Origin of the sequence: Streptomyces agglomeratus (assembly GCF_001746415.1) — a bacterium.
In the GTDB taxonomy this organism is placed as follows: domain Bacteria; phylum Actinomycetota; class Actinomycetes; order Streptomycetales; family Streptomycetaceae; genus Streptomyces; species Streptomyces agglomeratus.
Genome location: NZ_MEHJ01000001.1, coordinates 1,228,553 through 1,241,860 on the forward strand (window position 1 = coordinate 1,228,553; position 13,308 = coordinate 1,241,860).

General features: G+C 72.3%; 12 protein-coding genes. 6 read left to right on the forward strand and 6 right to left on the reverse strand.

The genetic code is table 11. The features are described from left to right. Positions 1–14 precede the first annotated feature (14 nt). From AS594_RS05130 to AS594_RS05145, 4 genes are read left to right on the forward strand one after another with little or no spacing between them, the layout of a single operon-like run. A complete protein-coding gene (locus AS594_RS05130) occupies positions 15–863 on the forward strand; it encodes a YndJ family protein (RefSeq protein WP_069933443.1) in 849 nt (282 codons plus the stop codon). Then, positions 860–1,381, forward strand: a complete 522-nt coding sequence (locus tag AS594_RS05135; protein WP_069933442.1) for a DUF1990 family protein — start codon at positions 860–862, stop codon at positions 1,379–1,381. Before AS594_RS05130 ends, AS594_RS05135 begins: the two co-directional genes overlap by 4 nt. 8 nt (positions 1,382–1,389) lie before the next feature. Further along, positions 1,390–2,811 (forward strand): lipase maturation factor family protein, encoded by a 1,422-nt coding sequence (locus AS594_RS05140; RefSeq protein ID WP_069933989.1) that lies wholly within the window; start codon positions 1,390–1,392, stop codon positions 2,809–2,811. Positions 2,812–2,862: 51 nt separating this feature from the next. After that, positions 2,863–3,348 (forward strand): hypothetical protein, encoded by a 486-nt coding sequence (locus tag AS594_RS05145; RefSeq protein ID WP_069934965.1) that lies wholly within the window; start codon positions 2,863–2,865, stop codon positions 3,346–3,348. Between the two features lie 66 nt (positions 3,349–3,414). On the opposite strand, the gene AS594_RS05150 is transcribed toward AS594_RS05145, so the two are convergent. From AS594_RS05150 to AS594_RS05170, 5 genes are all read right to left on the reverse strand, one after another. Continuing rightward, positions 3,415–3,600 (reverse strand): hypothetical protein, encoded by a 186-nt coding sequence (locus AS594_RS05150; protein ID WP_069925875.1) that lies wholly within the window; start codon positions 3,598–3,600, stop codon positions 3,415–3,417. Positions 3,601–3,977: 377 nt separating this feature from the next. Further along, on the reverse strand, positions 3,978–5,471 hold the full coding sequence (locus AS594_RS05155) for an SDR family NAD(P)-dependent oxidoreductase (RefSeq protein WP_069933440.1): 1,494 nt from the start codon (positions 5,469–5,471) through the stop codon (positions 3,978–3,980). A 141-nt stretch (positions 5,472–5,612) separates the two neighbouring features. Beyond that, positions 5,613–6,830, reverse strand: a complete 1,218-nt coding sequence (glgC, locus tag AS594_RS05160; RefSeq protein ID WP_069933439.1) for a glucose-1-phosphate adenylyltransferase — start codon at positions 6,828–6,830, stop codon at positions 5,613–5,615. A gap of 17 nt (positions 6,831–6,847) precedes the next feature. Continuing rightward, positions 6,848–8,014, reverse strand: coding sequence for a glycogen synthase (gene glgA / locus AS594_RS05165; protein ID WP_069933438.1), 1,167 nt, complete (start codon positions 8,012–8,014; stop codon positions 6,848–6,850). 33 nt (positions 8,015–8,047) lie between these two features. Beyond that, entirely contained in the window at positions 8,048–8,764 is a 717-nt protein-coding gene (locus AS594_RS05170) for a (2Fe-2S)-binding protein (RefSeq protein WP_069933437.1), read from the reverse strand. A 196-nt stretch (positions 8,765–8,960) separates the two neighbouring features. On the opposite strand from AS594_RS05170, the gene AS594_RS05175 reads away from it, so the two are divergent. Beyond that, entirely contained in the window at positions 8,961–10,004 is a 1,044-nt protein-coding gene (locus AS594_RS05175; protein ID WP_069933988.1) for a DMT family transporter, read from the forward strand. Here the strand turns inward: AS594_RS05175 and AS594_RS05180 are convergent. After that, complete coding sequence (locus tag AS594_RS05180; protein WP_069934966.1) at positions 9,974–11,176, reverse strand: transglycosylase family protein; 1,203 nt, start codon at positions 11,174–11,176, stop codon at positions 9,974–9,976. The two genes, AS594_RS05175 and AS594_RS05180, sit on opposite strands and share 31 nt — an antisense overlap. Before the next feature lie 284 nt (positions 11,177–11,460). Between AS594_RS05180 and gndA the strand changes: the two genes are divergently transcribed. Further along, positions 11,461–12,903, forward strand: a complete 1,443-nt coding sequence (gene gndA / locus AS594_RS05185; protein WP_069933435.1) for an NADP-dependent phosphogluconate dehydrogenase — start codon at positions 11,461–11,463, stop codon at positions 12,901–12,903. Positions 12,904–13,308: the final 405 nt, after the last annotated feature.

Genomic DNA, 13,308 nt, shown 5'->3' on the forward strand with positions numbered 1-13,308 from the left:
ACAGGGGGTTCGCGGTGTCCGTGCTGGTCAATCTGATCGTGATGCTCGGGATGCTCGTCATCGTCCCCATGGGGCTGCGGCTCTTCGGTTCGCCCGGGCTCACCCGGATCCGGCGGCTGTGGCCGCTGCTCGCGGCGCCGGGAGCCGTCGCTCTGTGGCTGCCGCGCGGCCCGGCCGCCACCGCGCTCGCCGCGGTGTACGCCGCCGGAACGCTGGCCCTCGCGCTGCACGCCCCGGCGCGGCTGGCCCGGACCCGCTCGCTCGACCCGGCCGAGATCGCCGTACTCACCGCGCTCGCGACCCCGTCGGTCGCGGGCCTCGCGCTGGTCGCCGAGCGGTCGGGGCACGAACTGTTCGGCTTCGACCTGGAGATCCTCGCGCTCACCGTGCCCCACTTCCACTTCGCGGGCTTCGCAGCCGCCCTGGTGGCGGGGCTGGTGTGCCGGACGACCGCGAACCGGCCGGCCGGCCGGTTCGCGGCGCTGAGCGTGCCGCTCGGCACGCTGCTCGTGCTGGCCGGGTACTTCGTCGACGACTGGGCCGAGCTGGCCGGAGCCGTCGTACTCACCGCCGGCATGTGGGCGGTGGCGCTGCTGACCTGGCAGGACGTACGGGACGACCGACAGGACCGGACGACCCGCACGCTGCTCGCCGTTTCGGCCGCCGTCCTGGTCGCGACGATGCTGCTGGCCCTCAGCTGGGCGCTCGGCGAAGCGACCGGCCTTCCGCACCCCGGTCTGACCTGGATGGCCGCCACCCACGGTCTGGGCAACGCGCTGGGGTTCGCACTGTGCGCGGTGCTGGCCTGGCGGCGACTCGACCGACGACTCGACCCACGATTCGCCAAGGAGAACACCGTATGAGCACCTTCACCTACCCCGAGGTCGGCGCCACCCGGCAGGACACCCTGCCCGCCGGCTACCACCACCTGCGCCACCGCGTTCCCGTGGGCGCCGGACGCGCCGCCTTCGAAGCGGCGGGCAGGGCGGTGACCACCTGGCGGCTGCACCGGGCGTCGGGCGTGCGGGTACGGGCGGACGCCGCGCGGGCCGAGCCCGGCGTGGCCGTCGAGTGCGCGATCGGCATCGGACCGCTGCGCCTGACCGCACCGTGCGTGGTCGTCTGGACGGCGTACGAGAGCGACCGGACCGGATTCGCGTACGGGACGACGGGCCGGCACCCGGAACGCGGCGAGGAGTCGTTCGTCGTGGAGCTGGCCGACGACGGAACGGTGTGGTTCACCGTCACCGCGTTCAGCCTGCCGGGCCGCTGGTACACCCGGCTCGCCGGATCCTTCGTGCCCGTCTGCCAGCACTGGTACGCCCGGCGCCTCGGCAGGACCCTCCAGCGGATCGCCGCGGGAGCACCCGTACGCCGATAATGGGCGTGATGGAGTGGTTCACCGAGCCCGACTACTGGCTGAGCCGGCTGGTCTTCCAGCGGGCCCTGGCCGCCGTGTATCTGGTCGCTTTCCTCGCCGCCGCGCTTCAGTTCCGCGCGCTCATCGGCTCCCGGGGCATCCTGCCGGTGCCGGCGTATCTCCGTCGGGTTCCCTGGCGCGAGTCGCCGACCCTCTTCCACCTCCACTACTCGGACCGGTTCTTCGCGGGGTGCGCGTGGGCGGGCGTGCTGCTGGCGGCGGCGCTCGTCGCGGGCGCGGCGGACCGGCTTCCGCTGTGGACCGCGATGCTGATGTGGGCGGTCCTGTGGGCGCTGTACCTGTCCGTCGTCAATGTCGGGCAGACCTGGTACGCGTTCGGCTGGGAGTCGCTGCTCCTGGAGGCCGGGTTCCTCGCCGTCTTCCTCGGCAACGAGCGCACCGCCCCGCCCGTGCTGGTGCTGTGGCTGCTGCGCTGGGTCCTGTTCCGGGTGGAGTTCGGAGCCGGACTGATCAAGATCCGCGGCGACCTCTGCTGGCGGAAGCTGACCTGCCTCGACTACCACCACGAGACGCAGCCGATGCCGGGCCCGCTGAGCTGGTTCTTCCATCACCTGCCCAGACCGCTGCACCGGGTGGAGGTGGCGGCCAACCACGTGACCCAGCTACTGGTTCCCGTACTGCTGTTCACGCCGCAGCCGGTAGCGGGGGCGGCGGCCGGCCTGATGATCCTGACGCAGCTGTGGCTGGTGCTCTCCGGAAACTTCGCCTGGCTGAACTGGCTGACGATCGTTCTGGCGGTCTCGGCCATCGACTTCTCTCCCTGGGTCACCGCGCCGGACCTGCCCGCCTCCCCGCTCTGGTACGAGGTGCTGGTCATCGCCGTCACCGCGCTGGTGCTCGCCCTCAGTTACCGGCCCGCGCGCAATCTGCTCTCCCGGCGCCAGGCGATGAACCGTTCGTACGATCCGCTTCACCTGGTCAACGCCTACGGCGCGTTCGGAAGCATCAGCCGCGTCCGTCAGGAGATCGTCGTCGAGGGTACGGACGAACCGGTGGTGCACCGGGGCACGGTGTGGCGCGCGTACGAGTTCAAGGGCAAGCCGGGCGATCCGCGCAGACTGCCGCGCCAGTTCGCGCCGTACCATCTGCGCCTCGACTGGATGATGTGGTTCGCGGCGCTCTCCCCCGCCTACGCGTATGCCTGGTTCGACCCGTTCGTCGAGCGGCTGCTGACGGGCGACCCGGCGACGCTGCGGCTGCTGCGGACCAACCCCTTCCCCGACGCCCCGCCCACCCATGTCCGGGCCCGCGTCTACCGCTACCGATTCACCACCTGGCGCGAACTGCGGGAGACGCGCGCCTGGTGGCACCGCACGCTCGTCCGCGAGTTCCGGCCGCCGATGGCTCTCGCCCGTACGGCGCCGTACTGACAGAATCGGCGTCCGGATGAACCGGAAGGCAGGCCGGAGGCGGGCGGAGCGATGACGGCGGGAGCGTTCGAGGCAGCGACCGGCGACGGACCGGCGCCAGGGGCCGGGGATGCGTCCGGTGCGCGGCGGGCCGCCGAGGTGCGGGTCGCGTTCGAAGGGCTGATGCAGATCCGGCGCCTGACGAACACCGAGGCCGGAGACCCGGAGGCCGTACCGGCGGCGTGGGAGACCAACCAGGTGGTGCGGTCCGTGGCTCTGGCGCTGGAGGCAGCGGGCTACGCGCCCTCCGCCGTCGACGCCGGCGGCGCGCGCACCGCGACCGGCTACCGCGTCGGCGCGGGCGAGCGGGCGGGAACGGCCCGCGTGGAGTGGCTCGGCCCGCCCGGCGGCGGCGCCGCCCAGGAGGAACACGAGGCGCTGACCGGGTGCGCCACCGAACTGGGCCGTCTCGGCTGGACGGCCCTGCTGTACCGGGGACCTCGCCGGCGGCGCTTCCTGGAGGTGGAGCCGCCGGCCGGCGGGGAGCACCCCCGCTGACGCACGGCGTCCCCCCTGCCGGGCCGCACTGGCCAAGCAGGGGGGGCGCCGTCGCACAGGGTTCGCTCAGTCGATGCCGGGCAGGATGTGCGGCTCTGCCAGGTCGTCCTCGTACCCGGCCAGTCTGATCGGGGCGGACCGGGACCACACTTCGAGGCTGCCGAGTTCGTCGGGCCTGCGACGGCGGGCCTGACCGGCCCGTTCGCCGCGTTCATGCGAACGCTTGTCCTGCTTTGTCATTTCTGGCGTCACCGCGCACTCCTTTGTGTCGCGCAACCCGTCGGACGTATCGCCTCGGCCTGGGCCGACGGCGACCTGAGCGCCCGAGGGGTCAGGGAATTTGGGGCAGTTCGGTCGCGGTGGCGCCGGTTGTTCAGAATGGAGTGGCCTGGGTGAGGCTGTCCGTGTCCAACAGAGTACCCATATGAGCGCGGTTCCGCTCGATGGTTTACGTCACCTTTCGGCCTGTCGCCCTTCACGCCCTGTTCAGCCGGGGTGCGGTACGCCGACGCATGCCGGAGCCGGCGGCCGTACACAAAAGTCCGGTGGGTGACGCACCCACGACGGGCGTCACGCACCGGACCTGTGTCCGCTCACTGCCGGCTCATCGCCGGCGCGATGCCGGATTCTTACCAGTTGGCGGGGGCGTAGTCCTTGAGGAAGACACCGAAGAGGTCTTCGCCGTCCTCGCCGCGCACGATCGGGTCGTAGACGCGGGCCGCGCCGTCGATCAGGTCGAGCGGGGCGTGGAAGCCCTCCTCGGCCAGCCGGATCTTGTCGGGGTGCGGGCGCTCGTCGGTGATCCAGCCGGTGTCGACGGCGGTCATCAGGATGCCGTCGGTCTCCAGCATCTCCTGGGCGCTGGTGCGGGTGAGCATGTTCAGCGCGGCCTTGGCCATGTTGGTGTGCGGGTGGCCCGCGCCCTTGTAGCCGCGGCTGAACACACCTTCCATCGCGGAGACGTTGACGACGTACTTGCGCTTGGCGGCGGCGGCGGCCATCGCCGGGCGCAGCCGGCTGATCAGGATGAACGGCGCCGTCGAGTTGCACAGCTGCACTTCGAGCAGCTCGACCGGGTCGACCTCGGAAACTGTCTGGATCCAGCTGTTCGTGTCGTCCAGGTCGGGTACGAGCCCGCCGGCGTCGATCGCCGTGCCCGCCTCGATCCTGGCGAGCGACGTCGAGCCCGTCACCAGCGCCAGGTCGGTGACCTGCTGGGCGGTGAGGCCCTCCGGACGGGCCGTGGGCAGGGAGAGCTGGGCGCCGGAGCCGAAGGCGCCGATGACCTCGGCGGCCGGCAGCTCACCGGCGGGCAGCGGGGCGGACTCGGCGCCGATCAGCTCGCTGTACGCGCGCGGGGAGCGGCGTACGGTCTGCGCGGCGTTGTTGATCAGGATGTCGAGCGGGCCCTCGGCCGCGACCGAGTCGGCGAGCGCGACGACCTGGGCCGGGTCGCGCAGGTCGATGCCGACGATCTTGAGGCGGTGGATCCACTCGTCGCTGTCCGCCATCGCCTTGAAGCGGCGGATCGCGTCGTTGGGGAAGCGGGTGGTGATGGTGGTGTGCGCGCCGTCGCGCAGCAGCCGCAGCGCGATGTACATACCGATCTTGGCGCGGCCACCGGTGAGCAGCGCGCGCCGGCCGGTCAGGTCGGTGCGGGCGTCGCGGCGGGCGCGGTTCTCGGCGGCGCACTTCTGGCACAGCTGGTGGTAGAAGGCGTCGACCTCGACGTAACGCGTCTTGCAGATGTAGCAGGAGCGGGGCCGCTGGAGTATGCCCGCGATTTCGGCGGTCGCCGAGGAGGACGGCAGGACGCCCTGCGTCTCGTCGTCGATGCGGTCGGCCGAACCGGTCGCGGTCGCGTGCGTGACGGCCCGGTCGTGGGCCGTCTTCGCGGCACGGCGCTCCTGGCGGCGGCGCTGCTTCACGGTCCGGTAGATGCCTGCGGTGGCGCGGCGTACCGCGATGGCGTCGGGGTGGTCGACGTCCAGCTTGTCGAGCTCGTCGAGCACGCTCAGACAGACGGCCATGCGGTCCGGGTCGATGCCGGGGCCGAACGCCTGGGTGTCCTGGCCGTCCGGGATGTCGCCGTACGCCGCCGGACTGTCCTCTGTCACCGTCATCGCCGCTGCTGTCCTCGTGTGCTCGTGCCGCATGTGCCGCTTGTGAAGTACCAAAATCCGAACTTTACGCAAGCGGGGCACGCGGTGCCAAACCGCTCGCCCCTGTACGGCACGCGCAGCGACGCATCTCACACCCGGGGGTCACGCCACCACCTGTCCCTTGCCGAGCGCGACGACGCCGCTCCCGGAGACCGTGTAGAGCTGCTCGTCACGCTCCGGGTTCACGCCGATCGTCGCCCCGGGCGGTACGTCGACGTTCTTGTCCAGTATCGAACCCCTGACGACGGCGCCCCGGCCGATGCGGACGTTGTCGTGCAGGACGGACCCCTGCACCACGGCCCCCTCCTCCACCACCACCCCCGGCGAGAGCACGGACCGGGTGACCTGGCCGCCGATGCAGCATCCGGCGCTGACGATCGACTCGCCCGCGATGCCGCCGGAGACGAAACGGGCCGGCGGCAGCTGACCGGGGTGGGTGTAGACGGGCCAGCGACGGTTGTGCAGGCTGAACTGCGGCTGGTCGGAGATGAGGTCCATATGGGCGTCGTAGTACGTGTCGAGCGTGCCGACGTCGCGCCAGTAGCCGTGCTCGCGCGGCGTCTCCCCCGGCACGTGGTTGTCGTCGAAGTCGTACACCTGCGCCACCCCGCGCTCGGTGAGCATGGGCAGGATCGAACCGCCCATGTCGTGCACCGAGTTCTCGTCCTCGGCGTCCCGGTGCAGGGCGTCGACGAGCACCTTCGCGGTGAACATGTAGTTGCCCATGGAGGCGAAGACGCGGCGCGGGTCCCCGGGCAGGCCCGGCGGGTCGGTGGGCTTCTCCAGGAACCGCTCGATCCTGGTCCCGTCGGCGGCGGGTGTGATGACGCCGAACGACGACGCCTGGGAGCGCGGCACCCGGATACCGGCGACCGTCACCCCGGCGCCGCTCTCGATGTGGCGTTGGAGCATCTGCCGCGGGTCCATGCGGTACACGTGGTCGGCCCCGAACACGGCGATGTAGTCGGGCTGTTCGTCGTACACGAGGTTGAGCGACTGGAGGATCGCGTCCGCGCTCCCCAGGTACCAGCGCGGCCCGAGCCGCTGCTGGGCGGGGACCGGGGTGACGTAGTTGCCGAGGAGGCTGGACATCCGCCAGGTGGTCGTCACATGGCGGTCGAGCGAGTGCGACTTGTACTGCGTCAGCACACAGTTGCGCATGATGTCGCCGTTCACCAGGTTCGACAGGACGAAGTCGACGAGCCGGTACGTGCCGCCGAACGTCACCGCCGGTTTGGCCCGGTCGGCGGTGAGCGGCATCAGCCGCTTGCCCTCCCCGCCTGCCAGTACGATCCCGAGCACCGAAGGTCCACCGCGCATCTGCCGCCCCCTTCTTGCTACCTGGACTTGAGGATCTCCTCGTACACATCGGCCGTGCGGCGCGCCACGGCGCCCCAGCCGAACTCGCGCACCGCGCGCTCGCGTCCCGCCGCGCCCATCCGCCTTCCGGTGTCCCGGTCGCCGGCCAGCCGGTCGACGGCGGCCGCCAGGCCCGCCTCGAAGCCACCGGGGTCCGCCTCGTCGTACGGAACGAGCAGGCCGGTGCCGCCGTGCTCGACGACCTCGGGGATGCCGCCGACCGCCGAGGCCACGACGGGCGTGCCGCACGCCATCGCCTCCAGGTTGACGATGCCCAGCGGTTCGTACACCGAGGGGCAGACGAACACGGCCGCGTGGGTGAGGAGTTGGACGACGTCGGGGCGCGGCAGCATCCGCTCGACCCAGTGCACGCCGTCGCGGGTGCGGCGCAGCTCGTCGACGAGTTCGCGGAACTCCCGCTCGATCTCCGGGGTGTCGGGGGCGCCGGCGCACAGGACGAGCTGCGTGGCCGGGTGGAGCCGGCGCGCCGCCCGCAGCAGGTGGGGAACGCCCTTCTGGCGGGTGATGCGGCCGACGAACAGGGCGTACGGGCGCCCCCGGTCGATGCCGACGCGGTCCAGCACGTCCGTGTGCGGATCGGGCCGGTAGAGCGAGGTGTCGATGCCGTTGTGCACGACGCGCACCCGGCCGGGGTCGAGCGCCGGATAGCTGGTCAGGATGTCGGCGCGCATGCCGTGCGAGACGGCGACGACGGCGTCGGCCGACTCGATCGCAGTGCGCTCGGCCCAGCTGGAAAGGGCGTAGCCGCCGCCCAGCTGCTCGGCCTTCCAGGGGCGCAGGGGCTCCAGTGAGTGGGCGGTCATGACGTGCGGGATGCCGTACAGCAGCTTCCCGGCGTGGCCGGCCAGTGCGGTGTACCAGGTGTGGGAGTGCACCAGGTCGCGGTCTTCGAGCGCGGCTGCCATCGACAGGTCGACCGAGAAGGCGCGCAGTGCTTCGTTGGCGTCGGCGAGTGCGCTGTCGGGGCGGTGGCCGTAGACCGCGGCGCGGGGGTCACCGGGGCCCCAGCAGTGCACGTCGACCTCGGCGAGGGACCGTAACTCCCGTGCCAGGAACTCGACATGGACGCCGGCCCCGCCGTAGACGTCGGGCGGATACTCGCGGGTGAGCAGTCCCACCTTCACCGCGGTCCCCCCGTCGTCGCCTTCCCTTGATGGTCACTCAGATCCGCGCCCGGCGGAAGACCGCAGCGGAGGACGCTCGAACACGCAGTCGCCGCACAGACCACCGGACGGGCAACGGTAGTAGAGGCAGCAGCTCGCGCGGCGGAAGGACGCGCCGTCCAGAGTGCCGGTGGAGCGCAGGGCGGGATGGCGGAACAACTCGGCGGCCAGAGCCAGGGCCCGCTCCCCCACCTCGGGCCGCCCGTTCTTCCGCGCCCAGGTGTGGAGCTCACGGGCGGCGCCGGCCAGCGCCGAGCCCGCGTTCCCGCGCAGCAGGGGGCGCGAGATCCGGCCGTCCCGGCCCAGCGCGTCCGCGAGGGGTTCGAGATGGCCGTACTGGACCACCTCGCGGATCCGCTCGGCGGTGGCGGGCAGCGGACGCGGCGGCTCCACCAGCCACAGGTCGTGCGGCGACGTCAGGTCGGCGTCCCACCGCAGACCCTCCGGCGGGAGGTCGGGGAACTCGCCGTACAGCGCCGCCGGGCCGAGGGCGAGCGACCACAGCCGGGCGGCGAGCCCCAGCTGCGCGACGGAGGCGGCGACCCTGCGCTCCGGGGCGCCTAGCCGCGCGGCGACCTTGTCGACGCGGAAGGTCAGCGGGGTCGTGTCGCCCGCGTAGATCCGTGCGAGCGGCACGTGGGCGCCCTCGTCGGGTCTTCCGGTACGCAGGGCGAAGAAACCGCCCACCGATGCCACTTCCGCCAGGTCCATGTCCTGCCCGCCCTCTCGCCGGGGCAAGTCTCACACGCCGCCGGGACGGGTGGGGCGCCTGTTGTCCTCCACCCCTGGGAGGGGACATACCACCGGGAGGAGGACCTGAGAGGTACGCCGTACTACGTCGGCAGTACGTCCGAATGCGTGCTCAAGGACGACGACGTGAACGCCGGGAAGAGACATCGTGGAGCACATGAGTGCTCTCGCGCTGTCCGTGCTGCTGGCGCTGGTCTCCGCTGTCGCCTACGCGGCCGGGGCCATCGTGCAGGAGCGCGTCGCGGCCACGACCCCGTCCCGTCCGTACGCCCCGCTGCGCCACGCCGCCTGGTGGGCCGCCGTGGCGCTCAACGGGCTCGGCGCGCTGCTGCACGTGGGGGCGCTGGCGTACGGGCCGCTGAGCCTGGTCCAGCCGCTGGGTGCGCTGACCATCGTCTTCGCACTGCCGATGGCCGCCGTCTTCGTCCGCCGCAGGGCGGGCGCCGCCGCGTGGCGCGGCGCGATCATGGCGTCGGCGGGTCTCGCGGGCCTGTTGTCGCTGACCGGCACGGCCGACGCGCAGTCGCTGGGCGGCGGCGAGCGGCTGGCGGTGGCACTGGTGACCTTCGGGGCGGTGGCCGCGCTGTTCCTCGTGGCACAGCGGGTGCACCGGGCCGTCGTACGCAGCATCCTGCTGGCGACGGCGGCGGGCGTCGCGTTCGGCATCGCCTCTGTGTTCACCAAGACGGTGGCGGTCGACTGGACGGCGGCGGGCGGACTCGACGGGCCGAATGCCCAACTGCCGAGCCTGCTGACGATCGCGGGGCTGGCGGCCGCGGGCATGATGCTTTCCCAGGCGGCCTACCGGGGCGCCGGTCTGGCCGCCCCGCTGGCCACGGTCACCGTGGCCAACCCGGTGGTCGCGGCCGCCGTCGGCATCATGCTCTTCGGCGAGCACTTCCGGTACGGCGCGACCGGCACGGCCCTGGCGCTGGGCTGCGGGGTCGTCGCGGCGGGCGGGCTCATCCTGCTGACGACGGAGCGGCTCGGGGCGCACGCCGAGCGGCCGGCCGGGCTGCCCGGTGTACCGCCGCAGGCATCGGCGCCACCGATGTCACCGCAGCCCGCACCCCAGCCCGCACCGGCGGCAGGGGCAACGCGGACGGCGCCGGCCGCGCCGCAGCCGCGTCCGCGGACACGGCGTCCGGCGGCACGGCCGCACACGCGGACTCAGACGGTGACGCCGCCCGCCCTGAGGTAGGCCAGCGGGTCGATGTCCGAGCCGTAACCGGGCCCGGTGCGGATCTCGAAGTGGAGGTGGGGGCCGGTGCTGTTGCCGGTGGAACCCGAGCGGCCGATGCGCTGGCCGCCACCCACCTTCTGGCCCTCGCGGACGGTGAGCGCCGACAGGTGCGCGTACTGGCTGTACTTGCCGTCGGCGTGCTGGATGACGACCTGATAGCCGTACGCCCCGCCCCAGCCGGCCGAGACGACCCGGCCGGAAGCGACGGACTTCACGGCGGTACCGGTGGGCACCGGGAAGTCGACGCCGGTGTGGTAGCCCTTGGCCCAGGAGGATCCGGCCGCGCGGTAGGGCGTACTGGGGCCGGACTCGACCGGGGCGGACATCCCCCGGGACCTGCTCTCCTTCTTGGGCGGCCTGGGGACGGAGGCGCGGTCGACCTCGCCGCCCTTGCCGGCTGCGGGCCGTGTCTTCGCGCCCGGCTTGGATCTCTGCTTGCCGTCCAGCGACAGACGCTGTCCGGGGATGATCAGGTCGGGGTCGCCGCCGACGACTTCGCGGTTGGCGGCGTACAGGCGCTGCCAGCCGCCCCTGACGTCCTCGGCGTCCGCGATGGTGGAGAGGGTGTCACCACCCGCGACGGTGTACGTCCTGCCGTTGCCCTTGGCCTTCGGCGTGGCCTCGGCCTTCGCCGTGGCCTTGCCCATCGCCTCCGCCCGCCCGGCGCCCCCGGCCGCGCGGCGCTCGGGGGCCGGCGCCTTCTTCGCCTGCGCGGCCGCCCCGGACCGCGCGGCGACGTCCGGCACGTCGCCGCCGCGGGTCAGGCCGGCCCGTACGGAACACAGCGGCCAGGCCGTCGGCCCCTGCCCCTTCAGCACCTTCTCGGCCACGACGATCTGCTCGTCCTTGGTGGCCAGGTCGGCGCGCGGGGCGTATGCCGTACCGCCGTACGCCTGCCAGGTGGACTGCTTGAACTGCAATCCGCCGTAATAGCCGTTACCCGTGTTGATCTGCCAGTTGTTGGTCGATTCGCACGCCGCGACCTTCTCCCAGACGTCCACCGAAGCGGCGTCCGCCGCTCCCGGCGCGACAAGTGGCAAAGCTATTCCGGCGCCGCCTGCCGTGACCGTCAGCGATGCACGGTTGATACGGCTCGGCTGGTACCGGCGGTGTCGACCGGTTGCGGCCATGCTCGGTTCCCCCACTCACGTCACGCGTTTCGGACACGTCGCAATCGGCAAAAGTACGGCCCCGTACGGGCCGTGACAAGGGTCCGTATGCCGGCCTGCGGATCCCACTATCCCCCGAACTCTCCCCTGCCGGTGGCATATTGACCCACATTCAGGCCGCCTTTCCTCCGGCCGGACCGGCTCGGCATGCGCGGCCTCCCGAGTGGCCGGAAGATCGATGAACAGCCCGGTCCCCCGGCACGTATCCCTACGGACGCAGACACGGACACCCCAGGAGCTCACGTATGAGTGGTAAAGCCCAGATCGGTGTAACGGGGCTCGCGGTAATGGGCAGCAATCTCGCCCGCAACTTCGCACGCAACGGTTTCACGGTCGCGGTGCACAACCGCACGGCGGCCAAGACGCGGGCCCTCGTCGAAGAATTCGGCGACGAGGGCACATTCGTACCCACGGAGAGCGCCGAGGATTTCGTCGCCGCCCTGGAACGGCCGCGCCGCCTGGTCGTCATGGTGAAGGCGGGCGACCCTACGGACGCGGTCATCCGGGAGTTCGCGCCGCTGCTGGAGCCCGGTGACGTCGTCATCGACGGAGGCAACGCGCACTTCGAGGACACCAGGCGCCGCGAGAGGGACATGCGGGAGCTCGGGATCCACTTCGTCGGAACGGGCATCTCCGGCGGCGAGGAGGGGGCGCTGCACGGCCCGAGCATCATGCCGGGCGGCTCGGCCGAGTCCTACGCGTCCCTGGGCCCGCTGCTGGAGAAGATCGCCGCGAAGGCGAAGGACGGCACGCCCTGCGTCACCCACATCGGGCCGGACGGGGCGGGCCACTTCGTCAAGATGGTCCACAACGGCATCGAGTACGCCGACATGCAGCTGATCGCCGAGGCGTACCACCTGCTGCGCGCCGTCGCCGGATACAGTCCCGAGCGGATCTCCAGGACCTTCCGCTCGTGGAACACCGGCCGCCTCGACTCGTACCTGATCGAGATCACCGCGGAGGTGCTCGCGCACATCGACGACGCCACCGAGGAGCCCTTCGTCGATGTCGTCGCCGACGAGGCGGAGCAGAAGGGCACGGGGCGGTGGACGGTCCAGATCGCGCTCGATCTGGGCGTACCCGTCTCGGGCATCGCGGAGGCGGTCTTCGCCCGTTCGGTGTCCGGCCACACCGATCTGCGGCAGGCGTCGCGCGGGCTGCCGGGGCCCGTGGCGAGCCCGCTCGACGACGCGGAGGCGGCCGCGTTCGCCGACCGGGTCGAGCAGGCGCTCTACGCGTCCAAGCTCGTGTCGTACACGCAGGGCTTTCACCAGATCAGGGCGGGCAGCGAGGCGTACGGCTGGGACATCGACCTCGGCGCGGTGGCCTCGATCTGGCGCTCGGGCTGCATCATCCGGGCGGCGTTCCTCGACCGGATCAGAGCCGCGTACGACGCCGCGCCCGGACTGGTGAGCCTGCTCTCCGACAAGGGGTTCACCGAGGAGATCGGCGCGGCGCAGGACGACTGGCGCGCGGTGGTGGCGGCCGCCGCGCAGCGGGGAGTGCCGACGCCGGGCTTCTCGGCGTCGCTGGCGTACTACGACGCGCTCCGCGCGGAGCGGCTGCCCGCGGCACTCACCCAGGGGCAGCGCGACTTCTTCGGGGCGCACACCTACCGGCGCACCGACCGGGAGGGTTCGTTCCACACCCTCTGGGGCGGTGACCGGTCGGAGGTGCGCACCGGCTGATCAGCGGCTGATCAGACTCCGGTGGGTCCCGGCTGAGGTTCCGGATCGGGTACGGGGTCGGGCCCCGGCGGCTTGGGAATCGGATCCGGCGCCGGGCCCGGCGGGACCGGCCCGGGGCCGGGTCCTGGTCCGGGGGCCGGGCCGGGTTCGGGGGCCGGGCCGGGTTCGGGAGCGGGGCCGGGTTCCGGTCCGGGTACGGGCTCCGGGCCCGGGAGGGGGCCCGGGTCGGGCAGCGGGCCGGGGCCCGGTCCCGGCACGGGGCCGGGGGGCGGCGTCGGGGACGGCGGAACGGGGTCGGGGTACGGGTGCGTCATGGCTGGCCTCCTGCTCTGTCGCCGTGGGGTCGGGTGGCGGGAACTAGACCACTTTCTCCCCGTGCGGCTGCCCACGCCCGCCGGAGCCACA

Bases quoted from the DNA above. Each gene is read 5' to 3' on its own strand.
- AS594_RS05180 (WP_069934966.1), bottom strand. From the start codon at position 11,176: ATGGCCGCAACCGGTCGACACCGCCGGTACCAGCCGAGCCGTATCAAC.
- gndA (WP_069933435.1), top strand. From the start codon at position 11,461: ATGAGTGGTAAAGCCCAGATCGGTGTAACGGGGCTCGCGGTAATGGGC.
- glgC (WP_069933439.1), bottom strand. From the start codon at position 6,830: ATGCGCGGTGGACCTTCGGTGCTCGGGATCGTACTGGCAGGCGGGGAG.
- AS594_RS05140 (WP_069933989.1), top strand. From the start codon at position 1,390: ATGGAGTGGTTCACCGAGCCCGACTACTGGCTGAGCCGGCTGGTCTTC.
- AS594_RS05145 (WP_069934965.1), top strand. From the start codon at position 2,863: ATGACGGCGGGAGCGTTCGAGGCAGCGACCGGCGACGGACCGGCGCCA.
- AS594_RS05175 (WP_069933988.1), top strand. From the start codon at position 8,961: ATGAGTGCTCTCGCGCTGTCCGTGCTGCTGGCGCTGGTCTCCGCTGTC.
- AS594_RS05170 (WP_069933437.1), bottom strand. From the start codon at position 8,764: ATGGACCTGGCGGAAGTGGCATCGGTGGGCGGTTTCTTCGCCCTGCGT.
- AS594_RS05155 (WP_069933440.1), bottom strand. From the start codon at position 5,471: ATGACGGTGACAGAGGACAGTCCGGCGGCGTACGGCGACATCCCGGAC.
- AS594_RS05135 (WP_069933442.1), top strand. From the start codon at position 860: ATGAGCACCTTCACCTACCCCGAGGTCGGCGCCACCCGGCAGGACACC.